The 21356-nt window shown below is 43.4% G+C and carries 20 protein-coding genes and 1 pseudogene; 14 read left to right on the top strand and 7 right to left on the bottom strand.

Going from position 1 to position 21356, the window contains the following annotated elements:
* The first annotated feature begins 129 nt into the window (after positions 1-129).
* Positions 130-813 (top strand): dephospho-CoA kinase, encoded by a 684-nt coding sequence (coaE, locus tag PENNN9_RS00620; RefSeq protein ID WP_058367845.1) that lies wholly within the window; start codon positions 130-132, stop codon positions 811-813.
* Here coaE and rlmB read toward each other — a convergent pair.
* Positions 776-1546 carry a 23S rRNA (guanosine(2251)-2'-O)-methyltransferase RlmB gene (rlmB, locus tag PENNN9_RS00615; RefSeq protein ID WP_058367844.1) on the bottom strand — a complete coding sequence of 257 codons (771 nt, stop codon included), beginning with the start codon at positions 1544-1546 and terminating at the stop codon, positions 776-778. The two genes, coaE and rlmB, sit on opposite strands and share 38 nt — an antisense overlap.
* Positions 1547-1670: 124 nt before the next feature.
* Positions 1671-2006: a pyrimidine/purine nucleoside phosphorylase gene (locus tag PENNN9_RS00610; RefSeq protein WP_058367843.1), complete on the bottom strand. Its 336-nt coding sequence runs from the start codon at positions 2004-2006 to the stop codon at positions 1671-1673.
* Positions 2007-2531: 525 nt separating this feature from the next.
* Here PENNN9_RS00610 and recN point away from each other — a divergent pair.
* The 7 genes from recN (at position 2532) to PENNN9_RS00575 (ending at position 7971) form a co-directional block, all read left to right on the top strand.
* A complete protein-coding gene (recN, locus tag PENNN9_RS00605; protein WP_058367842.1) occupies positions 2532-4211 on the top strand; it encodes a DNA repair protein RecN in 1680 nt (559 codons plus the stop codon).
* A gap of 161 nt (positions 4212-4372) precedes the next feature.
* Positions 4373-4936 (top strand): YqgE/AlgH family protein, encoded by a 564-nt coding sequence (locus PENNN9_RS00600; RefSeq protein ID WP_058367841.1) that lies wholly within the window; start codon positions 4373-4375, stop codon positions 4934-4936.
* Between the two features lie 68 nt (positions 4937-5004).
* Complete coding sequence (gene ruvX / locus PENNN9_RS00595) at positions 5005-5526, top strand: Holliday junction resolvase RuvX (protein WP_058367848.1); 522 nt, start codon at positions 5005-5007, stop codon at positions 5524-5526.
* A 53-nt stretch (positions 5527-5579) separates the two neighbouring features.
* Entirely contained in the window at positions 5580-6077 is a 498-nt protein-coding gene (locus PENNN9_RS00590; protein WP_058367840.1) for a hypothetical protein, read from the top strand.
* 56 nt (positions 6078-6133) lie between these two features.
* Complete coding sequence (gene tusA / locus PENNN9_RS00585; protein ID WP_058367847.1) at positions 6134-6460, top strand: sulfurtransferase TusA; 327 nt, start codon at positions 6134-6136, stop codon at positions 6458-6460.
* A 66-nt stretch (positions 6461-6526) separates the two neighbouring features.
* Positions 6527-7465 (top strand): site-specific tyrosine recombinase XerD, encoded by a 939-nt coding sequence (gene xerD / locus PENNN9_RS00580; RefSeq protein ID WP_058367839.1) that lies wholly within the window; start codon positions 6527-6529, stop codon positions 7463-7465.
* A gap of 167 nt (positions 7466-7632) precedes the next feature.
* Entirely contained in the window at positions 7633-7971 is a 339-nt protein-coding gene (locus PENNN9_RS00575; RefSeq protein ID WP_058367838.1) for a DUF3817 domain-containing protein, read from the top strand.
* Between the two features lie 181 nt (positions 7972-8152).
* Here the strand turns inward: PENNN9_RS00575 and PENNN9_RS00570 are convergent, their stop codons facing one another.
* Positions 8153-10666, bottom strand: coding sequence for a penicillin acylase family protein (locus PENNN9_RS00570; protein ID WP_058367837.1), 2514 nt, complete (start codon positions 10664-10666; stop codon positions 8153-8155).
* Positions 10667-10880: 214 nt separating this feature from the next.
* On the opposite strand from PENNN9_RS00570, the gene PENNN9_RS00565 reads away from it, so the two are divergent.
* Positions 10881-11489, top strand: coding sequence for a class I SAM-dependent methyltransferase (locus PENNN9_RS00565; protein WP_058367836.1), 609 nt, complete (start codon positions 10881-10883; stop codon positions 11487-11489).
* A 76-nt stretch (positions 11490-11565) separates the two neighbouring features.
* On the opposite strand, the gene lptG is transcribed toward PENNN9_RS00565, so the two are convergent.
* Both lptG and lptF read right to left on the bottom strand, forming a co-directional pair.
* The gene (lptG, locus tag PENNN9_RS00560) at positions 11566-12783 is read right to left on the bottom strand and encodes an LPS export ABC transporter permease LptG (RefSeq protein ID WP_058367835.1); all 1218 of its coding nucleotides are present in this window, start codon (positions 12781-12783) and stop codon (positions 11566-11568) included.
* Positions 12783-14021, bottom strand: coding sequence for an LPS export ABC transporter permease LptF (lptF, locus tag PENNN9_RS00555; protein WP_256713867.1), 1239 nt, complete (start codon positions 14019-14021; stop codon positions 12783-12785). Before lptF ends, lptG begins: the two co-directional genes overlap by 1 nt.
* Positions 14022-14540: 519 nt before the next feature.
* Here lptF and PENNN9_RS00550 point away from each other — a divergent pair.
* The 4 genes from PENNN9_RS00550 to sstT all read left to right on the top strand — a co-directional run bounded on the left by PENNN9_RS00550 (position 14541) and on the right by sstT (position 19143).
* Positions 14541-15146, top strand: a complete 606-nt coding sequence (locus PENNN9_RS00550; protein WP_058367834.1) for a cysteine hydrolase family protein — start codon at positions 14541-14543, stop codon at positions 15144-15146.
* A 314-nt stretch (positions 15147-15460) separates the two neighbouring features.
* Positions 15461-17131 carry a leucyl aminopeptidase gene (locus tag PENNN9_RS00545; RefSeq protein WP_058367833.1) on the top strand — a complete coding sequence of 557 codons (1671 nt, stop codon included), beginning with the start codon at positions 15461-15463 and terminating at the stop codon, positions 17129-17131.
* A gap of 7 nt (positions 17132-17138) precedes the next feature.
* The gene (locus tag PENNN9_RS00540) at positions 17139-17618 is read left to right on the top strand and encodes a DNA polymerase III subunit chi (RefSeq protein WP_058367832.1); all 480 of its coding nucleotides are present in this window, start codon (positions 17139-17141) and stop codon (positions 17616-17618) included.
* Between the two features lie 322 nt (positions 17619-17940).
* Positions 17941-19143 (top strand): serine/threonine transporter SstT, encoded by a 1203-nt coding sequence (sstT, locus tag PENNN9_RS00535; protein WP_058367831.1) that lies wholly within the window; start codon positions 17941-17943, stop codon positions 19141-19143.
* A 103-nt stretch (positions 19144-19246) separates the two neighbouring features.
* On the opposite strand, the gene PENNN9_RS00530 is transcribed toward sstT, so the two are convergent.
* Both PENNN9_RS00530 and PENNN9_RS00525 read right to left on the bottom strand, forming a co-directional pair.
* Entirely contained in the window at positions 19247-19570 is a 324-nt protein-coding gene (locus PENNN9_RS00530) for a chaperone modulator CbpM (protein ID WP_058367830.1), read from the bottom strand.
* Between the two features lie 33 nt (positions 19571-19603).
* Positions 19604-20624: pseudogene (locus PENNN9_RS00525) on the bottom strand (DnaJ C-terminal domain-containing protein).
* A 343-nt stretch (positions 20625-20967) separates the two neighbouring features.
* Between PENNN9_RS00525 and PENNN9_RS00520 the strand changes: the two are divergent.
* Positions 20968-21330 carry a septal ring lytic transglycosylase RlpA family protein gene (locus PENNN9_RS00520; protein ID WP_058367829.1) on the top strand — a complete coding sequence of 121 codons (363 nt, stop codon included), beginning with the start codon at positions 20968-20970 and terminating at the stop codon, positions 21328-21330.
* The last annotated feature ends 26 nt before the right edge of the window (positions 21331-21356 follow it).

The raw sequence follows: 21356 nt of genomic DNA, 5'->3' as shown, positions 1-21356 counted from the left end.
ACGGCCAAGGCGGAGGTACGCGTTAAGCTAGTAAGTTCGAGACGATTGCTTAATAATAACAACTAAGTTATGAATACTAAGGTATTTACTTGTCTTTTCTACCAACTTACGAGCCAATAAGTCACTGTTATGTCAATATATTCTAAAACGCCTATACATGAACGCCAGCAGGCTAACGTACAAAACAAAACCTTAGTGGTTGGGTTAACAGGCGGGATTGGTAGTGGTAAGTCTGCGGCTAGTGATTGGTTTGCAGCACAAGGAATTGACATCATTGATGCCGACGTGATTGCTCATGAAGTAGTAAAAAAAGGCAGTCCTACTCTACGTAAGATTCAAAAAAAGCTTGGTGAATGGGTGATTGATGCAGAAGGTCATATGGACCGAGCAGCTGTACGTACCCATGTATTTGCTAATCCTGCCGCACTCATTGATCTTGAAGCAATCACCCATCCTGCTATTCGCGAAGCCGCAAAACAACAGCTAGCAGCAAGCACTTCACCCTATATCATATTATCAGCACCACTCCTCATTGAAGCTGCGGAAGCCGGACTTGCTAACTTATGCCAACGTATTTTAGTGATTGATGTAGATGAGGAGACGCAACTTGCGCGTGCAAGTCTGCGTGATGAACAAAGTATGGTGAAGATAAAAGCCATCATGGCAAACCAACTTCACCGTACTGAACGCAATCGGCATGCTGATGATTTGGTGGTAAATGAAAAAGATTTAGCAAGCTTACATCAACAGCTAGAGCCGCTACATCAAAAATACCTCAAACTTGCCCAGCAGCTAAAGTACGCTGTCGATTAACTTCATAGAGCGCCATACCAGTGGCCACACTTACATTAAGACTTTGTAAATTGCCATGCTCGTTTCCTGACATTGGAATGTATACCAGCTCATCACAGCTCTCTGTAGTCAATCGGCGCATGCCCTCGCCCTCTGACCCCATAATTAAAGCCGTCTTTCCTGTTAAATCAGCCGCATGTAGAGGCTTGGCGTTTTCGTTTAGGGCCGTACCGAATACAAAAACACCAGCATCCTTAATATGCGTGAGCGTACGTGCTAAATTGGTCACACTAATGATAGGCATCATCTCAGCTGCGCCTACCGACACTTTAGCTACCGTCGGAGTCAAACTTGCTGCATGGTGCTTTGGACAGACCACTGCATCCACGCCCATTGCGACTGCTGTGCGTAAACATGCACCAAAATTATGTGCATCAGTAATTTGATCAAGTACCAGCAATAAACATTGATCGCGTCCGATGATATTATCTAATATGCTTTCATCTGCAAATCCCAATGGACGAGCATGCAGTACAACTCCTTGATGCTGCGGACTACCACATAGTTGCGTGAGCTTATCTTTTTGCGTTGGCTGCATACTAACGCCATTTGCCTGGGCTTGCGTAATGATGTCTTTGACATGACTGTCGTTTTCGCGCCCTTGTTGCACAAATAAGCTCAATGCATCAAGCGGACGATGTTCAAGTAAAGCATCGATGGCATGAATACCATAGAAGTAACTGGGTTTTGCCATAATAGGCCTACTAATAAGAATTGAATATCGCTAATATGATATGAATTGGGATATCACGATGTCTGTGAAAAAACTTAACAATCGTGATTATAAGAGATTTATACCTGCCTATTTAACATTAACACTACCCTTCTAAATGGCAGACATACTGTACAATTTCTTCAGTACGTAGAGTGAAGCTGCTATTGCCTTCAACCACAAACGATTGGCCAGCACGGTAATAGCTAAACTCCTCGTCACCCTCTATTTTAACTTCACATTCACCGCTAATAATCTCGATACGCTCTGAAGTATTGGTACTAAAATGGTATCGTTCAACAGTATTGTCACAAGGCAAAATGACACCCAATGTTTTATGACGACCATCTTCAAACATAATGGTATGACTGGAGCAGCGCCCATCATATGTTACTGTAGCCTGAGCATTGACCGTTACGTTAGTATATTGTGCCGCTGACATAGTGGCTTCCTTATCAAATAATTATTACTAAACTAAAAAATAAGTGTCTTATGACATTACAGGTTAAACCTTTACACTCAACATAGCTTATTTTAAAACAACTGCTTTTAACATAGTTATTCTTAAAATAGTTGTTCTTAGATAAGTATATTATGTTATCGGTTTAATAGCTCAACCACTTATGAACCAAGTTTTCTGCCATGCAAATTTGATACTCATCAAACAAGTATGTGTAGAGACTGTGGCTCAAGTTTGTGATTAAGTGAGTTTATGCTACCACATTATATCTAAAAAGTTTGTTACAGCACTGCTGAAAATATTATCTATTAATCAACCTGACCCTATATTAGAATTCTTGAGCAATTGCTGTGTATACTAATATTGGTATAATTTGGTAGATTTATTACCGACAGCTAAGCCGTTCATTAGTTTAAAATAAGACACCAAACGCAGTTGCTTTTCACAAGCCTTATCGCTAGTCTAATTAAGATTATCAATGTCAATTGCCGACCATGAGAGACTTCAATGCTTCTATCGTTAACCTTACATCAGTTTGCGCTGATTGCTGAACATGAGCTGAGCATGGCTGAGGGCTTTAATGTCATTACCGGTGAGACAGGAGCGGGAAAGTCATTGCTACTAGATGCATTATCACTTTGTATTGGTGAAAGAGCAGACAGTGCCATGGTCAGACATGGTGCGGCTCATGCCGATATCTATGCGCAGTTTGATGTGACTGATAATACCCTTGTGGCTGATTGGTTTACTGAGCATGAGCGCTCTTTAGATGAGCCTGAAGTACTGATTCGTCGGCAGCTTAGTAATAATGGACGCTCAAAAGCATGGCTGAATGGGACACCTGTGAGCCTAGCAGAATTGAAAAGCTTGGGTGCACTGCTCGTCAACATTCATAGTCAGCATGCTCAGCAAGCACTACTAAAGCCGCAATTTGTGGTGCAATGGCTTGATGAGATGGCAAAATTAACTCCTTTAGCAGCGCAAACAGCGAGCAGTTACCAGCACTATCAACAACTAAAACGTCAAGCGGATGAGATTGCTAGCCGTGAAGCTCAGCGCCAAGACCGTATTCAATTGCTCCAAAACCAGTTGGCTGATATTGCACCGTTATTAGCTGTCGACTATCATGATGTCGAAGCTGAGCATGAAGAGCTATCTAATATTGAAGCCTTAATGACAGAGGCCAGTCATGGTTTACACTTACTCGATAACGATAGCGACGAGCCTGACGTGATGACCTTACTTGGTCAGGCGATCAAACTGTGTGACCATCAAATAGGTGTCAGCCAAACCTTTGGGCAAGCCTCAGAGCAACTACATCTCGCGCAGCAGCAGATCACTGAAGTGACTGCCCTACTCACAGACTATGCCGAACAACAACTCCCTGATCCTGAACGTTTGCAAACCTTGGACAGCCTTATAAGCCTTGGTCATCGTCTATCGCGCAAACATAATTTACCGGCAAAAGATTTGATCTCTGAAGCCAATGTTTGGCAGCAGCAGTTAGAACAGTTAGAAAACGAGCCTAGTAGTGATGTGCTAGCTGCACAAATCGAAGATGCTTGGCAAGCGTACCTGCAGCTTGCTACCAAGTTAAATGACAGCCGTTCAAAAGCGGCACCTGTCATTAGTGAGCAGCTTGTTCAGCAACTGCAGCCCCTTGCTTTGCCTAACGCTCGCTGTGAGTTTGTTTTTACTAAAAGGACAAGCTCCAATCTTTATAATGCGCAAGGTTGTTATGATATTGACCTATTGTTTAGCGCCAACGTCGGTATGCCGATGCAGCCGCTACATAAAATTGCCTCAGGTGGTGAGCTATCGCGCATGGCGCTGGTCATGCAAGTATTGCAAGCGACGAGTTCTGACAACAATGCTGCCAAACCGATGCTAGTCTTTGATGAGGTGGATGTCGGTATCAGTGGCGGTACTGCCCAAGTGGTGGGTGAATTACTGCGCAGCCTTGGACAGACACAACAACTGTTAGCGATTACCCATCAAGCTCAAGTCGCCGCCCAAGCGCATCAGCATATCATGGTGCAAAAACATCATAATGAGCAGACGCAAAGTGAGCTTATAATTTTGACCAAAGATGCGCAGGTAAATGAGCTGGCACGTATGTCAGGCGGTGTTACCATTACTGATGTCACTCGTGACCATGCACGTAGTTTATTGACTGGCATTAAGTAAAAGTCTGCTGCTAAAGCGTGACCTCATCTTAAAAATACTGATAAAACATCAGCTCATGTTTTACGTCCATTGATTGTGCTCACACGTCATTTCTATATTGCTTTTTTGTTTAGTATCACCATATAGTAGTGTCTCACCTTTTTTATATTGCATTTGTCTCTATGTCCAAAGCTAATTTGACCCATCACTTCTTAATTGCCGCACCTGACTTGTCAGACCCAAGGTTTGAGCGGGCGCTTATTTACATTTGTCGCCACGATAAACAAGGTGCACTAGGGCTAATGGTAAACCGTCCACTTGAGCAGGCACGTGTGGGTAAGCTGTTAGAAGACTTAAGCATCGATGTGACCAATCCTCAAATTATGGAAGACTTAGCATTAGAAGGCGGTCCGATGTATCCTGAGGTAGGATTTGTACTGCATACGGGTCAGCCTGAGTGGGCATCGTCGTTTGCCATCTCAGAGAACGTCTGTATCACCACCAGTCAAGATATCTTACAGCGCATCGCTGCAGGACAAGGCATTGGACACTACCAGCTATGTTTAGGACATGCTAGCTGGAACAAAAAACAGCTTGAGCGTGAGCTTGAAAGTGGTGACTGGTTAATATGCCCTGCCGACTTAACATTATTGTTTGATACACCGTTTGAAGAGCGCTGGCAGCTTGCCGCTGAGAAAATCGGTGTCAATTTTGATTATCTTAGTAGTGATATTGGTCATGCATAAGGTATTTGCCATAGTAGAGTCTCATCTTAGTAAATTGGGCCTCATAGAAATAGGAGATACATAGAATGATGGTAGATTCTAATCCTTCTCTTAAAGCTGTCGACACGGCTGTAACAGAACCTGAGATTAAGCCTCACCTTATATTGGCACTAGATTATGGTGTCAAAAAAATGGGAATGGCACTTGGTAATACTGTGACCGAGACTGCACGCGCATTTGATATTTTGGCCATGAATAATGGACAGCCAGACTGGGACAATCTATTGGGCATCATTAAGGTTTGGGGAATTACCCAAGTGCTTGTTGGACTTCCTTTAAATATGGATGGCAGTAGTTCTATGCTCTCAAAGCGAGCGCACAAATTTGCGCGTCGCCTAGCTCACAGACTAATGGAGCAGCGCTTGCCTGCAAAAGTGACACTATGTGATGAGCGCCTAACCTCCATGGCGGCAAGAGAAATAGCTTGGGAGAATGGCTGGATCCAAAATGAGCGTGACCCAATTGATGATATCTCTGCCTGCATTTTATTATCAACGTACTTTACCGATCCAAATAGTAGCATGGCGATTAGTGCTATCAAACCTGATTAGTTAAACCATTAAACAAAGTAACATAAACCTTTACGGATAAATGACTGATCGTTATGACCAATGTTTTAGACCAATCAACGCAATACGGTTTTGCTCCGCTTGCTATCGCACGTATTAAAGGTGCACAGCGTGCCAACCAAATAGCGATTTATCTTATTTATGCTGCTATTATCGCGTTTATGGTCTTTGGCACCGTTGCTAGTATTAAAGCATTTCACGACAATCAGCTACTTTACCGTTTATTTTTTAATTTGCCCTATGCGCTGATAGCGTTAACCATACCTATCACTCTTTATGATGGTTTTGTCATTTACCGTTATCGCTTAAATCAACCTTCAATGATTGCTTTAAGCATCGGTGTATCTACGATCGTATTAGTCGGTGGGCTGTTATTCGCTGATACCGCATGGTTGGGACTGGCATCATGGCTTGGAGTAGCGTTTTTATTTAAAGCAAACTTTAAGCGCTTTTTTAATTTTTTAGAAGCGCAAAAAGAAACTGAAGATGAGATTGCAGATGCTGAAAAACTGCAAGACACTTCTAAACAATAGCCAACAGCAATTAAGAGCAATTTTTAAACTCACAACTCATGTGTAATATGACGATTATGACTACCTCGACACCTAACACCGCGATCAATCATCATCTAGATACTCAAGGACTTATATGTCCGGAGCCAGTCATGATGCTGCATCGAACCATTCGTAAAGCCGATGGCGGCGATATCATTGAAATCCTCGCAACCGATCCTGCGACGACGCGTGATATTCCTAATTTTTGTCGTCATCTCGGTCATGAGCTTGTGCAACAAGAAACACTGGCTGAAAACGTACACTTAAATGCCGATCCTGACGAAATCACCATTGATAGCGATGATGCTACGCCTACAAGCGTGACGCTCTATCGATATTTGGTTAAGAAAAAAACGGCATAGTATTTCTAAGCGTGTCTTTGTGAGTATCTTTCGTCGCTGTCTTTATTCTTATTTGAGCATTATTTTATGAGTCGTGATCGCGCCGTACAGCAACGTCAGCCAAAAGCACTGGCTGTAGATGATGAACCAGCCTATTTAACTGAGTTTCGTCAAGCGATGCTGGCCCGCGGTCTGGCAACTCGTACGCGTAATGCTTATGTTCGTGACCTGCGTACTTGTGAGCTGACCTGCCCTACAGCATTGACAAAGTGGCAAGCCGAAGATGTATTGCATTGTCTTTCTCACCTTGCCACCGAGAGCAAAACCCCGCGTACCCAAGCGCGAATGCTCTCAAGCCTACGCCAATTCTACTTGTGGATGATCGCCAGTAACCTGCGCGAAGACAACCCATGCGAGCGTATCAAAAGCCCCAAGCTTGGACGTCCATTACCAAAAGATTTAGCGGAAGCAGATGTCGATAACCTACTCGCTGCACCTGATACTAGCACCGCGTTGGGTCTACGTGATAAAGCCATGTTAGAAGTGTTATATGCTTGCGGCCTACGGGTTAGTGAGCTGATTAATCTTGCGCTTGAACAAGTCAACCTCAATGCTGGCTGGTTACAGATTACTGGAAAAGGTAATAAAACGCGGCTGGTACCGCTAGGCGAATATGCAGCGGACGCGCTGGACGATTATCTGTCTCATGGACGCGGCGATTTGATAGCGCATTTAAAGTCTGGCAATTGCCAAGCGGTATTTTTGACTGCGCAAGGCGGTTATATGACGCGGCAGAACTTTTGGTACTTATTAAAGAAATACGCCAAAGTCGCCAGTATTGATAAAGAGCTATCGCCGCATACTCTACGTCATGCCTTTGCAACTCACTTGCTCAATCATGGCGCGGACCTTCGCAGCGTGCAGTTGTTATTAGGCCATAGTGATTTATCGACCACTCAGATTTATACCCATGTGGCGACGGCAAGATTGCAAAAATTACATGCAGAGCTCCATCCACGTGGGTGAGAGCCGTTAAAACGAAGCACTGCTTCGTTCGGCTCGCAAGAGAAAATCCCTTAAAGGGGATTTTCTGTATGATATTAAGATAATGATGGATTACGCTTGAGCTAACCTAGCCAAACCATTTAACCTATTGCATAATTATTAATAGAAGATCGTAAAAGGAATAATCCGTGTTGCAAGCTCAGCCCTCTGCCCTGCCTACGCTAACCAAAAGTCAAAACTCTGTACTTAAAACGCTGACTGTTATGGGTTATTTAGAAGGAACTTCTTTTCTGTTATTGCTTGGCATTGCCATGCCGCTCAAATATATGTTGGGCATTCCTGAAGCGGTGAAATATATTGGTATGGCGCACGGAGTACTATTTATCGGCTACATTTTGACACTTGTATATGCTGCGAGCAAAATAAAAATGCCACTGTGGGCACTGCCTGCTGGTGTGCTCGGCTCGTTTTTGCCTTTTGGTCCGTTTATATTTGATCATTTGTTGAAGAAGAGTTTGAGGGGATGAGATTAGAAGGTTTATGGTAACGGTTGCGTTCAAAAATTTTAGATTTTTTAGTATAAGATGCGTAGGCTAGGTTTTTATCTCAACTCTATTTATAAAATGAACCCACAACTAAAAACGCACACACTGCTTAATCAATCACAGCGTGTGCGCTATTTCTTTAGCTTAAACTTCTTTGACTCATTTACTCTGATCTTTTAATAGAGATTGTCTGCGTATAAACCGTATTAGCATCCACTTCTTCATCCGTAAACCAAACGCGCTTACGACCAAGTTCAGCATATTCACCGGTTTGATCATTATAGTGAGCTGTCGTTGTACCATCGGGCGCGATAAAACCGCTTTGACCAGGTGGTACAGTTTCCCACGCTTTTACACCATCTTCGGTAAAGACTGTCATGTTGTTTTCAGTACCGCGGTTCATTGCTATAGCGGTGTCTTGCTCCTGAGCTGGCAGGGTTTGTGGAATCTCGCGGAAGTTTTTATGATTGTAGCGGATGATGCCGACGGGGGCTAACCATCTTGCTATGTCGTCTCCGTATTCTTTGCTAAGCGCTTTGTCGGTAGCATCGAGTGCTGACAAGATAGCCGCATCTGGTTTACCATTAAAGAAATCATAGCCCTTACCTGATAAATTGTAGTGTAGAACTTTAGTGCCTACTTGGATGTTTTGTCCGGATGCTGTGGTAACCTTAGGCCCTGGGTAGCCTGCGTTGGCAAAAATACCATTGTAAGGTTCAGGTAGGGTTTCTTTGAAGGTTTGCGTTAAAAACTGTGTCAGCCACGTTTGCATAATGGCAGCGCCAGGATGATCGTATTTACCATCATTGTCTTTATCCTCAAGCATCTGATTCCAATCTTGTAGCTGCATCGCCAACTGATGACGTGAATCATCTGCGGGCAGCCCTTTTACGGCGTCTAGTACAAATGGAATCATCTCGCCTGCATTGACATCTTCAAACGAAGCATGCTTAACGACAGCATCCCACACCTCATCAGCGGTAAAATTTTCTTTGCCCTCAAATTCATCAAACAAAACTTTGACACGATCTGCAAGCATCCACGAGTACCAATATTGATCAGGACTTGGGAAGCCTTCGGCAGGACGGTTATTCCAGTTTAAGATCATATGGTTTGAAGGGTTGAGTACTTGCGGGTTGGTTTCAAACGGCATGATGCCTTGCCAGTCCATATCGCCTTCACCAGATGCAGGTGTGCGTCCATCATGACCTGCAGCGCGTTTGGGATAATGACCACCAAAGATATAACCGATATCACCCTTCGCATCGGCATAGTAAAGATTGACGTTTACCGCTGACCTTGCAGCAGCCGTTTTGAACTCGTCAAAATTTTGGGCTTTCATGATATCGACCCAAGATTCAAGGGTGCTGAGTTCCTTACCACTCCAAGCGCGCTTTTGTGCGTAGGCAATATTGGTATCTTCATCTCGTGCCACGACTGGACCGTGTACGGTACGGTAGGCGGTAAACGGTACCGAGTCGCCACCATTTACATTGATGGTTTGCTCACTGACTTTCATGTCTTGCCACGTGCCTTTGTACTTATACTGCGCAGGATTCTCTGGGTTGAGCGTTTCACGAAACAAATCCACCAGATCGCCTGCCGCCCATGTACTTCCCCAAGCAATCTGTCCATTATGAGCAAACATAATACCTGGATAGCCGTAGACGGTATTGCCAGCGACATTAAAGCCTGCACCATGTAAGCCAATCGAGTAGGTATACGCAGGTTGATACCAGCCGAACTGTGGTCCATTTAAGAGTACAGATTTTGCACCATCTAGCTTTTGCGGCCCAAGAATGGCCATATTTGAGGCGCCCTCATAGCGTAAAGCTGAAGGACCTTGGGCTTGTAGGGCTTTTAGATTGGCCTCTCTCCACTTCTCGCGTGGTAGAGCGGCTCCGTCAGCACCAACAAAATCAGTCGGCGCTCTAGCGGCTTGACGTAATATCTCAGGAGACACTGCCCCTTTCAATACAGGGCGCAAGTTTAGATTGGGGTTTTCACGTTTTGCTGGGTCCCAGTCCCCTGGTGGAATAGTGGTTGGTGCCTCAGGCACATCTAAGGACAATAAGGTATTAAAAATTTCACGACCCTTGGTTTCGCCATGTTTTTCAACCAGTGACTCAAGCAGAGCTGCATTATCGAGTTCAGTATTATAATCACCAAAGCGGTAAATCATGGAACCAATAAATACCATCGCTACATCATAACCTGTCCAAGCCTTGGGCTTGACGCCATGAGTCAAATACTCCTTCGGCATTAGAGTGTCAGGTTGTGCATTAACGCGAGCGATCCAAGCATTGATACCTGCAGCATAGCCATTTAATACATCGCGCTGCTGTTTACTGGCATTATTAACCTGCTCTTGTACCCGCCAAGGCCAATAATTGCCGCGTATTTGCTTATCAAAATCAACGAATTCCGCCCCTAACACTTCTGAAACTTCGCCTGTACCTGTACGGCGCGCCATATCAAGTGAAAACAGTCGATCTTGGGCGATAGAATAACCGTAGCCATAAAACAGATCATACGTATTGTCTGCATATACATGCGGGGTTCCATACTTATCCCGCTTTATCTTGATGTCATCAGCCCAAGCTGGGGTGGTAGCAAGTACAGCGGTGGCCATAAGTACTGTGAGCAGAGGACGTGCAAATACGGTTGAGAGTGCCATAGAAAATTTCCCTATAATGTCTATTACATTGTTAACAATCTTTCCTTGTTGCTTGAGTATAGGCGTTCTTTTTGTTACGAGCAATCAATTATTAATCGATTGCTGCAAACCTTCCTTTTTGTCGCTACAATACCCTCAATAAAGTGCGTCATGACGTGCCGACTGGCTAATTGACCGCGCGCCCTTTTTTACTTATTCATTATCCGAGAATTCTATGAGCCATAGACCACCTGCTGACCTAATAAAAAACGCTGCACACTGGCGCGAAGACATTCATTTTAAAGAGAATGTGCTGGGTAAGCCGTTTGACTTTACTACCACGTGGGGCATTTTTTCACCGCAAAAGCTCGATGATGGTAGTCTCATGCTGCTTGACTATGTGGATTTTCAAGCGGATGATGACTCGATAGATTTGGGCTGCGGTTATGGCGTGCTCGGTATGACGGCAGCACGCGAATGTCCGAATGGTCAGCATACATTAATTGATAAAGACTTTATGGCGGTAGAGTATGCACGCCGTAACTGTGAAAAAAACAGTCTAAAAAATGTCGATGTGCATTTATCAAACGGCTTTAATCATGTGGCAGCGGACAAAAACTTTAGTCTTGTGATGTCGAACTTGCCAGCGAAGGTCGGCAAAGAGCAACATTATCTATACTTCCTTGATGCTTATGAGCGTATGCGCCAAGGTGGACGTTTTTATGTGGTGACAATTAACGGCCTGCGTCAGTTTATGAAGCGCTCATTTACCGAAGTATTTGGCAACAGTGAAAAAGTCAAACAAGGCAAGACTTATACCATCACCATGGCAACCAAAGACTAAGATAGTTTAACTCTGCCATAAAAAAACACGCTAATGTTAGCGTGTTTTTTTTGCATACTTTAGGGCGCGCCTTAGGCTACATCTGTCGTTTTATGAGATAAAAACCCAACGCGGCACTACCGATAATCGGCAATAACACCATAAGCATGGGCGAAAAGCCCGTTGCTAATGAGACAAAGCCAACCAAGTCTTGCACATAGCTAAATAGCAGACCAAAGAGTAACGCGACGACGATACGCAGGCCTAAGCTGTGCGTACGCAATGAGCCAAAGACAAAAGAACAAGCAACAATCACTAGCGACAAGATAGACAAAGGTGATAGCAGCTTTTGCCAAAATGCAAGCTCATGTGGCAACGAGCGCTTACCTTGCTGTTGCATAAATTGACGGTGCTCATAGAGCTGAGTGAGCGATAAGTCTTCTGCATCACGAGTCAGCAAATAGACGGACTCGGGTGCGAAAGGCAAACTTAGAGTATTCAATGGAGTTTTCGACTGACTACTCTCAAAGCCTCGATTAATGGTCAGCTCAGTCATATTATTTAGCTGCCACTCGTAACGATACTGCTCGCTTAGCTTGCCAGTAGTGCCCAAAGATTCACGACCAATATACTGCCCACCCATCGCATGAGTGGCCGTTTGCAAGTCACCATTATTATCCAAATGCCAGCGCTTAACCTCACCAATGTTGCCTTGTACATCCGCATAATCAATGTATAAAATATCACTGCCATCAGGCTGTGCGCTACCATCCATGTTGCCTTCAGTTGAACTTTGAAAGCGTGGCTGCATCGTCCAGTAGCCGCGTACTGAGGTGACCAGTGAGCTGCTGTCTTCGTTATTTATTTCACGAGCCAGTTGGTTGGAGTTGGGCAATACAAACTGATTTAGGATCAATGCTAATAATACAAACAACAACGCTGGTTGTAGCACCCAGCCAACGATGCGATAAATACTGACACCAGCGGCGCGCATGACCACAAGCTCACTTTTACTGGCTAGCAACCCTAAGCCTACTACTGCGCCAAGCAGCGCGCCTGTCGGCATAAATTGTTCTAAAAAATAAGGCGAACGGTAAAAAATGTATCTAAGCGCATCAGACATGGTGTAGCTATCAGACAAATCCTCAAGCTCAGACAAGTAGGTAAATAGAACTTGTAATGCCCACAGCCCGACTACTGCGGCGATAATCGCGAGAAGTGCATTGGTTTTGACATAACGTCCCAGCACTTTCAAATTGGAGGAACGGCTTTGAGGAATCTGAGCTTTAGATAACTTAGATAACAAGGAGCGCATTATAGTTGCCCTCCATTAGAGTCTTTTTTTAGATGGTCGACGCCCAGCGACTTACCTTCTAAGCGCACGCGTAATCGATGCTGGAATCGGCTGCCCCAGTTCATATAAAGCGCCAATGCCATAAATCCTAGTACGAGCCATGCATAAGCCCAGACGCTCACGCTACCTTTACCAACGGCATTTTTCAAAGATATGATGCCAAGCGCACAGCTGACAAACAATAAAATGGATGGGAACAGACGCAGCCAGCGACCTTGACGCGGACGTACTTGTGCAAGTGGTACAGCGAGCATCGGCGCGATAATCATCAGCCAAGGCAGCGCAAAGCGGTAACCAAGCTCGCCTTGTGCTGCACGTAGAGCATCGACACTACTAACTTGCACGCTGCCGGTAGCTGCTTGCCACAAAGGTCCGATTTCTTGGGTTTCGATATTGTTTTCAGTCACTACCTCTTTTGAGGATTCGGTCAACGTAATACGGTAACGATCAAAACCTACTTGGTTGTACTTTAAGCTGCCTGCACCTACTTCATAACGACGACCTTGAAACAGATCTAACTGCGTCACACCGCTACCAGCATTGTCTACTTGCACAGCACGTTTAGCTAAGGTAATCGTGTCTTTATTAATAGGCTGATCTGTATTGTCAGCTGTCTTTTTGGATGGTTCAGATTGGATAAGTACCACATCTTGCAGCTGTTTTTTGTCATCGCTAAGACTGCCTACATACAAATGATAATTACCGCTACTAATAAACTCATTGGGACGAATCAAGTCAAAAGCACTAGTCAGTGCTTGCTGCTGCCAAACTGCCTCTGATGAGCGCACACCCCAAGGTTTTCCGACAACCGATAGTGATGCCTCTCCGACAAATAACGCCAAGATTAATGGCGTCATTAATCGTGCAAGCTTACCGCGAGAGACCCCGCTGGCATTGATAACCGCCATTTCTTGATCGACATACAGACGCCCAAACACCAGCATCAAAGCAATAAAAAACGCCAACGGTAGAATAAGCTCTAAAAAATACGGCAAATTGTAACCGATAATGACAAATAACAAGCCAATATCGAGATTCCCTTCAGCAGCAATTCCGAAATAACGTATCAAGCGGCCACCGAGCATCATTACTACCAAAAAACCCAATACCAAAGCAGTGGTTGAGGCAACCTGACGGGTCATGTAGCGGCGTAATATCACAATAGGTACTCTTAAACAGTTGGTATTGGCGCGATTCATCGCAAACTTAATGACGGTTTTTCATGTGTCGATTGGGTATTATAAAGACAGTCTTACTCAGAAAAATACTTAAATAAATATAAACATAGCTGAGCCACTGATTAGCCACGTCATATAAAAATTAGCAACTATTAGCGGTCAAGATAACCGCTAATGCTAGCATGTTTTGGTAAAAAATAGCGGTGAAATGTAACCGCTAATGCTAGCATGTTTTGGTAAAAAATAGCGGTGAAATGTGTTTGAAAACATTACCTAACCCTTGCTAATGGCCTATTTGTTTGTGTTTATGACAAAGAATAGTTCGAGACGATAAAAAACAATATAGCTTAATAAAGCGATAGGTAGATAGGTTTAATCATATAAAGTCTTTGGTTTATCTGATTTGGAAAGCCGGAACAGTTTGTTTGTTTGTCATTCGTATCACTGACCGAATATTGCCACCATTAATTGCTAAACTCATGAACTATCAGAACTTAATAATAACCTAATTTTTAATTATAACACCTCATGGAGAATAAAATGCCTAGTCCCTCTACCCTGCTTGAGTTAGCTGGTGGCGAATTTGATACGCTTGATTGGTCAAATTGCGCTATCGTCTTTATCGATTATCAAAACGAATATGTGGACGGTGCTATGCCGCTAGGTCAGTTAGGTAGCAAGGCGATTGCAAATGCGAGCCTGTTGCTTAATAAAGCTCGCAAAAAAGACATTCCTATCTTTCATATTGCCCATCATGGGGAAGACAATGGCAACGTTTTTGATCCATTATCTTCTAATGTCGTTATCGTTGACGACTTAAAACCGATGAATGGTGAAAAAACCATTACCAAAAAGCACCCCAATGCCTTTTATAACACCGACCTTAAAGAGCTTATCTCCGCCACTCAGAAACAGCAGATTATTTTTGCAGGTTTTATGAGTCATATGTGTGTCAGCTCAAGCGTCAGAGCGGCTTTTGACTTAGGCTTTCAAAATTTTGTCTGCCATGATGCTTGTGCGACGCGCGATCTTCCTAACGCTAACAAAGAAACGATAAGTGCTGATATCATGCACGACACGGCTATGGCAGCTTTGCAAGATAGGTTTGCCGCGTTGGTATCGACTGATAAGCTGGTTAATGATTAATCACTGGCAGATGATAAGCTGGGTGAAATAATATAGAGGACCATACGGAAACATTCACTAACCCTTGCACTCTGCGCACAAATTATTCGATATGCTACACTACAGCAGTAGTCAAATGTGCCAAAATTGATCGCTATTAAAGCAGTCACTATAAAGTATAAGACTCATGCTTTAACCATCCTCGGTACAGAATTTATCGATTAATGACTGAGTAATATCCAGTCCTGCTTTACTTTTTATTTTAGAATTTTGATGTAAATAACTGCATCATTTATCGACACTTTTTATGTTACTACTCTAATAAGGATAACTATATGAATATCAAATTATCTCAGCAGCTGCCTAAAACTCATACGCAAAAAATACTTAAAAAAGAAGCAAAGAGTAAAGATGAAGCTTGTCTTGTGGTCTTAGTTGACGACAAAAAAAACATTCTTGCAAAGTCTTCTTTAACCGACTATACAGCACGTATTGAGCAATTGATTGAAGTCTCACACTTCAACGGTAAAGCTTGCGAGACAGTTGCAGATTACGCACTGGCAGGGGACAAAAAAACCACCAAGCAAAACCCTGTACAACTACTATTAGTCGGTGTGGGCAATGTTGATAAACTTAATGAAACTGTACTACAGAAGATTGCTAAAACCATCTATAGCAGCACCCAAAAACGTGTGGCATCGATTACTGTCGCATTGGATGATACTCTAGAAGAAAACCATTTTGGTCAATTTGCCCTCAATCTATTGGCAGCAAGCTATCGTTTTGACAAATACAAGTCAGAGCAAACCACGCCAGTATTGACCGATATCTATTTGGTGGCTGATGCGTCACTACAGTCTGCGCTAGATTTTGCCCAATCGGTATTTGCAGGTCAAAGTTTGACTCGTGATGTGGCCAATGAGCCGGGCAATATTTGCTTCCCAGCGTATATGGCAGAACAAGCCCAAGCGCTTGCCAAGACCTATCCTGACTTATTAAAAGTGAGCGTACTTGGTGAAGATGAGATGTCAGCGCTAGGTATGGAGTGCTTTTTAGCAGTAGCCAAGGGCTCTACCAAAGAAGGTAAGCTGGTACTTATGGAATATCGCGGCAAGTCCAATTTTAGTGCCAATGCTGACGCTAGCAAAGAAGCGACTAGCAACGCTAAAGTTTCTGGTGGTCTAAAAGCATTGGCTGATAGATTACCAACCAAAACTTCTAATAAGAAAACTGTCAAAAATGCAGTTACCAGTAGCGATGATAATGCACAAGCTGTAAATGATGATGCTCCTATTGTGTTGGTCGGTAAAGGCATAACCTTTGACTCAGGTGGTATCTCAATCAAGCCTGGTGCAGCCATGGATGAGATGAAATTTGATATGGGCGGTTCAGCGTCTGTGCTTGGTACGCTCAAAGCCTTATGTGAAGCGCGTCTACCAATCAACGTCGTGGGCGCCCTCGCTTGCGCTGAAAACATGCCATCAGGTGATGCAACTCGCCCAGGTGACATCGTCAAAGCCATGAACGGCAAATCGGTTGAAATCTTAAATACCGATGCTGAAGGCCGTTTAGTATTGGCAGATACCTTATGCTACGTACAACGTTATCAGCCAAAAGCCATCATCGATGTTGCGACGTTGACTGGTGCCTGCGTAGTCGCATTAGGTCACGTACGCTCAGCGGTCTTTAGTAATGATGAAGATGTGTTATTTGAATTAGAGAACGCCAGTAATCAAACAGGTGATCTTATCTGGCATATGCCAATGGATGACGCTTATCAAGCACAGCTTGACTCGCCTATCGCTGATATGCAGAACATCGGTGGTAAAGGTGCTGGCGCTGTGACTGCTGCCTGCTTCTTGTCACGCTTCGTCGAAGAAGGTCAAGCATGGGCGCATCTGGACATTGCTGGTACCGCATGGAGCTCTGGCAAAGATAAAGCGGCAACGGGTCGCCCTGTACCATTATTTATGCAATACTTAAAAAACAGCGCAAACATGGCTTAATCGATTTATGAAAATCAGTTTTTATGTAATAAGTGAGAGTAAAGCCCAAGATTTCTTGGGCTTTATTTGTCAGTTGACCCAAACAGCGCTTAATAAGAGTACTCAGTCGTTATTGATTCTTACTCAAGATGAGATGTTACTGTCGATGCTTGATGAGGCTCTGTGGGCACAAGAGGCGACAAGCTTTATTCCGCATCAATGCCTTGCGACTTCAACTAATGACACTGCTGATGATAATGCAACTAAAGTAGATAGTGAGGTATTAGCCCCTGTCTTACTGGGTAGCTATATGCCAACCGATTTCAACGGTATTGTACTCAATACCACGCTACATCCAGTTAATGACTTTATGGCAGCGACCAGTAATGCCAAGCCTACTCGAGTCCTTGAGCTTATCAAACCTGATGCGACCAGCGTACAAGAAGGTCGTCACAAATATAAGCACTATAAACAGTTAGGCTATGAGTTGACCCACTTCAAGGTATAACTTGCCCATTGTATACCTTGCCTACCTTAAAGTTATAAAGCTTCCTCTCTCATCACATTTTTTCTTATTTAACAAACCTAATAGACAAGCCAATTGATAAAAACTGGCTTGCCTATACTTATCTGCTGGACTTGCCTGCTTATTCTATTTTAATCGTTTTATCTTTACTTTTTTATCGCCACTGTCACCGCTTCTATAGTCAACTATCACTTACCTTCCTTATGACTGGTAGGCGAATATCTGAAAAAATGCTACCATCCTCCGATTGTTTTTCTACTTTTATAATTAATTTACTTCTGACTGACTACTCGAGGGTGTACAAATGCGTTCATTGATTGCGATGTACCAGCGTATAGGGCTGGTGCCGCTCATTATTATTGGTTTAATATTGGGGGTGTTAATTGGCTGGCTGGCACCAAGTGTTGGTATTGCTTTAGGATTATTAGGTACGCTATTTGTCGGTGCGCTAAAAGCAGTGGCTCCAATATTGGTATTTATTTTAGTTATGGCAGCGATTAGCCAGCATCGCAGCGGTAATGAAGTTTATGTCAAACCTGTGCTTATCATGTATATGTTTGGCACTTTTTTGGCAGCACTAACCGCTGTGGGAGCGAGCTTTTTATTTCCGACTGACTTAGTTCTCGTAAATGCTGATATTGAGCAAGTACCACCGGCCAACCTCAAAGAGGTGTTGACTAACCTGCTCATGAATCTAGTCGCAAACCCTATCAATGCGATCGCTGAAGCCAACTATATCGGTATCTTAGCATGGGCAATCATTATTGGTTTTGCGCTGCGTCAAGCCAGTGACACTGCTCGTACCATCGTTGGCGATTTTGCTGATGCCATCTCGCAGGTCGTAAAATGGGTCATTGCCCTAGCTCCATTTGGTATTTTAGGCTTGGTTGCCAATACAGTCGCTGAAACCGGCTTTGCCTCTTTAGCAGGTTATGCACGTATCTTGATGGTACTGGTCGGTTGTATGCTATTTATTGCATTAGTTGCTAATCCACTTATTGTGCTAGTTAAGACTGGCAAAAACCCTTACCCCCTTGTATTTACTTGCCTACGTGAATCAGGAATTACGGCATTCTTTACGCGTAGTTCGGCGGCCAACATTCCAGTCAACATGAACCTTGCAGGCAAACTGGGTCTACACGAAGATACGTATTCTGTCACCATTCCACTGGGTGCGACCATTAATATGGCAGGTGCAGCCATTACGATTAATGTTTTAACGCTTGCAGCGGCTCATACTCTAGGTATCGAAGTAAGCTTTGCCTCAGCGCTTTTATTGAGTTTGGTTGCCACAGTCAGTGCTTGCGGAGCTTCTGGGGTCGCTGGTGGTTCGCTACTGCTGATTCCATTGGCTGCCAGTTTGTTTAGTATTCCAAATGACATTGCTATGCAAGTGGTTGCGATTGGCTTTATCATTGGTGTCATCCAAGACTCAGCAGAAACCGCGCTAAACTCTTCAACGGACGTACTATTTACCGCAGCAGCTGATCCTAAATACTCGCGTTAATTTTTAGAAAGCTAACATTTATAAACTAAGAATCACAAACAGAAAAAGGCCTCATTTAATCGCTGAGGCCCTTTTTTTTGTCTATTATTCGATATTAGTTTGACTATTTTAAACTGTCAAAATCTACTTCAATGATTGGTGCTTGCCTATCTAACTGACGTTTTAATTGACGTAATTGTTCAACCTCGTCTAGCAGCTCGATTATCAAACCGATGGCAGGCACACTGGCGTCAAAGTCACGACTTAGACGTGAAGCACGGCGCACAGTCGTTAGCTGATAACCTGTGAACTGCTCGCGCTCTGGTACGTCATACTCAATGATGTTTTCTTCTATCAGCTCGATAACCCATTGGCGCTCTTGACCACAGGCGGTCACTAGCTCATCTAAACTCATAATAATGTCGGTAAATTCAGGCGAGTGTTTCATAATTATTATCCTCGTTTGCTCTTTATTTCGTCATCAACGATTAATACTGGTATCGGCAAAAGCTTGCTTTAGGTGCTCATAAGCCTTAGTGGCAGTCTCGCTACTGATATCAGGATTAACGATGTTTAAGGTTAAGTATAGGTCGCCCGCTTGTTTAGCAGGGATACCTTTACCTTTTAGACGTAAGTTACTACCTGACTTGCTGTTTTTGGGAATCGTGACGCCAAGTGTACCTGCTGGCGTACTGACATTGATTTTGTCACCCAATGCTGCTTCCCATGGCGCGATATTTACTGTCTGATAGACATCTGCGCCTTCGATACGGATATTAGATGCGTGACTGATTTTAACCTTTAAAAACAAATCACCATTTTTACCGCCACCCATGCCAGCAGCACCTTGTCCCGCTAGGCGGATTTGCTTGCCATCTGTGATGCCTTTAGGGATTTTAATTTTAAGGGTTTTATTTTCATAATCCACGCTGCCATTGGGCTGACGAACCGGCACATTTAGTTTAATGCTATAGTCATCACCGCTATATACCGAGGCCAAATCCACCGTAATTTCTGCATGTTGGTCTTGACCTTTGTTATCTTGTGCGCCAAAACCACCGCCAAACTGGTCAAAACCACTACTTTGCGTACGACCCCCTGTCTGTCCACGTGCTCCGCGACCAAAAGCTGAAAATATGTCGTCGAAACGAAAGCCTCCACCGCCAAAGGCCTCACCATCGCCAAACTGATCCTTGATGTCTTCCCAGCGGAAACCGCCTTGCCCACCGCCAGCAGACTGTCCACCAAAACCGCCGAAACCTCCAGCACCGCCTTGACCAGCGAATGGATTATCTAACATGGCGTCATACTCGCTACGCTTGTCTTTATCTCTAAGCGTCTCATAAGCGTTGTTAATCTCAGCAATTTTATTATCAGCATCTGGATCGTCACTGACATCTGGATGATATTGACGCACAAGCTTACGGTATTTTTTTTTTGATATCAGCGTCTGAAGCGTCTTTTTTGACCCCTAAAATATCATAGTAGTTTTTTTCTGCCATGTGGTATTTCCTTAAAACAAAAGCATGTTGATGATATTAATATGCCAATTTTAAACAATATGGTATGAATTTTTTATGTAACTTAATGATGATAACAATAAAAGTAGTAAAGACCGTTATATAAATATTACGATTAATATTATTAATATTGCTATTAATAGTATAACTATAAAAATAAACATATATGGACTGGACAAAATGTGAACTCAAGCGTTTTTTACAGTGTGGTAAGGTTAAAGAAAGCTTTTTATAGTAAAATAGCTATATTATTCATACTCATAGGGACTATGAATAACATAGGCAAGAATATCTGTCTATTTTATAAACTGCATATAGGTATTAAATGTCTTATTTGATCAAGTCTTTGATAGTCACGTTATCACTACTACTGACGACCACCGCATTTGCTGGTAATACCAGTTATTATGGTAGTAAGTTCCATGGCAAACGTACTGCTAGTGGTAGTATTTTTAATATGAATGCGATGACTGCTGCTCATAAAACGTTGCCGTTTGGTACGAAAGTAGAAGTAACTAATAAAAAGACGAAGCAAAGCGTAATAGTAAAAATTACGGATAGAGGACCTTTTACTCCGGGACGAATCCTTGATTTGTCTAAAGGCGCTGCTGGTAAAATAAACTGTCAACTTTGTACCACCACCATGAAGATCTTATCTTATGGTGATGGTAAATACCGTAAACAATGATGTAGTAAAAAGGGAGAGCCGACGCT

It is taken from the genome of Psychrobacter sp. ENNN9_III (assembly GCF_001462175.1).
Taxonomy (GTDB): Bacteria; Pseudomonadota; Gammaproteobacteria; order Pseudomonadales; family Moraxellaceae; genus Psychrobacter.
This window is presented reverse-complemented; position numbering and strand designations above follow the sequence as displayed.

Bases quoted from the DNA above. Each gene is read 5' to 3' on its own strand.
- PENNN9_RS00550 (WP_058367834.1), top strand. From the start codon at position 14,541: ATGCCTAGTCCCTCTACCCTGCTTGAGTTAGCTGGTGGCGAATTTGAT.
- PENNN9_RS00610 (WP_058367843.1), bottom strand. From the start codon at position 2,006: ATGTCAGCGGCACAATATACTAACGTAACGGTCAATGCTCAGGCTACA.
- PENNN9_RS00570 (WP_058367837.1), bottom strand. From the start codon at position 10,666: ATGGCACTCTCAACCGTATTTGCACGTCCTCTGCTCACAGTACTTATG.
- ruvX (WP_058367848.1), top strand. From the start codon at position 5,005: ATGGTAGATTCTAATCCTTCTCTTAAAGCTGTCGACACGGCTGTAACA.
- PENNN9_RS00600 (WP_058367841.1), top strand. From the start codon at position 4,373: ATGTCCAAAGCTAATTTGACCCATCACTTCTTAATTGCCGCACCTGAC.
- tusA (WP_058367847.1), top strand. From the start codon at position 6,134: ATGACTACCTCGACACCTAACACCGCGATCAATCATCATCTAGATACT.
- sstT (WP_058367831.1), top strand. From the start codon at position 17,941: ATGCGTTCATTGATTGCGATGTACCAGCGTATAGGGCTGGTGCCGCTC.
- coaE (WP_058367845.1), top strand. From the start codon at position 130: ATGTCAATATATTCTAAAACGCCTATACATGAACGCCAGCAGGCTAAC.
- PENNN9_RS00530 (WP_058367830.1), bottom strand. From the start codon at position 19,570: ATGAAACACTCGCCTGAATTTACCGACATTATTATGAGTTTAGATGAG.
- PENNN9_RS00565 (WP_058367836.1), top strand. From the start codon at position 10,881: ATGAGCCATAGACCACCTGCTGACCTAATAAAAAACGCTGCACACTGG.
- recN (WP_058367842.1), top strand. From the start codon at position 2,532: ATGCTTCTATCGTTAACCTTACATCAGTTTGCGCTGATTGCTGAACAT.
- PENNN9_RS00545 (WP_058367833.1), top strand. From the start codon at position 15,461: ATGAATATCAAATTATCTCAGCAGCTGCCTAAAACTCATACGCAAAAA.
- PENNN9_RS00520 (WP_058367829.1), top strand. From the start codon at position 20,968: ATGTCTTATTTGATCAAGTCTTTGATAGTCACGTTATCACTACTACTG.
- lptG (WP_058367835.1), bottom strand. From the start codon at position 12,783: ATGCGCTCCTTGTTATCTAAGTTATCTAAAGCTCAGATTCCTCAAAGC.
- rlmB (WP_058367844.1), bottom strand. From the start codon at position 1,546: ATGGCAAAACCCAGTTACTTCTATGGTATTCATGCCATCGATGCTTTA.
- PENNN9_RS00540 (WP_058367832.1), top strand. From the start codon at position 17,139: ATGAAAATCAGTTTTTATGTAATAAGTGAGAGTAAAGCCCAAGATTTC.
- PENNN9_RS00590 (WP_058367840.1), top strand. From the start codon at position 5,580: ATGACCAATGTTTTAGACCAATCAACGCAATACGGTTTTGCTCCGCTT.
- xerD (WP_058367839.1), top strand. From the start codon at position 6,527: ATGAGTCGTGATCGCGCCGTACAGCAACGTCAGCCAAAAGCACTGGCT.
- lptF (WP_256713867.1), bottom strand. From the start codon at position 14,021: ATGAATCGCGCCAATACCAACTGTTTAAGAGTACCTATTGTGATATTA.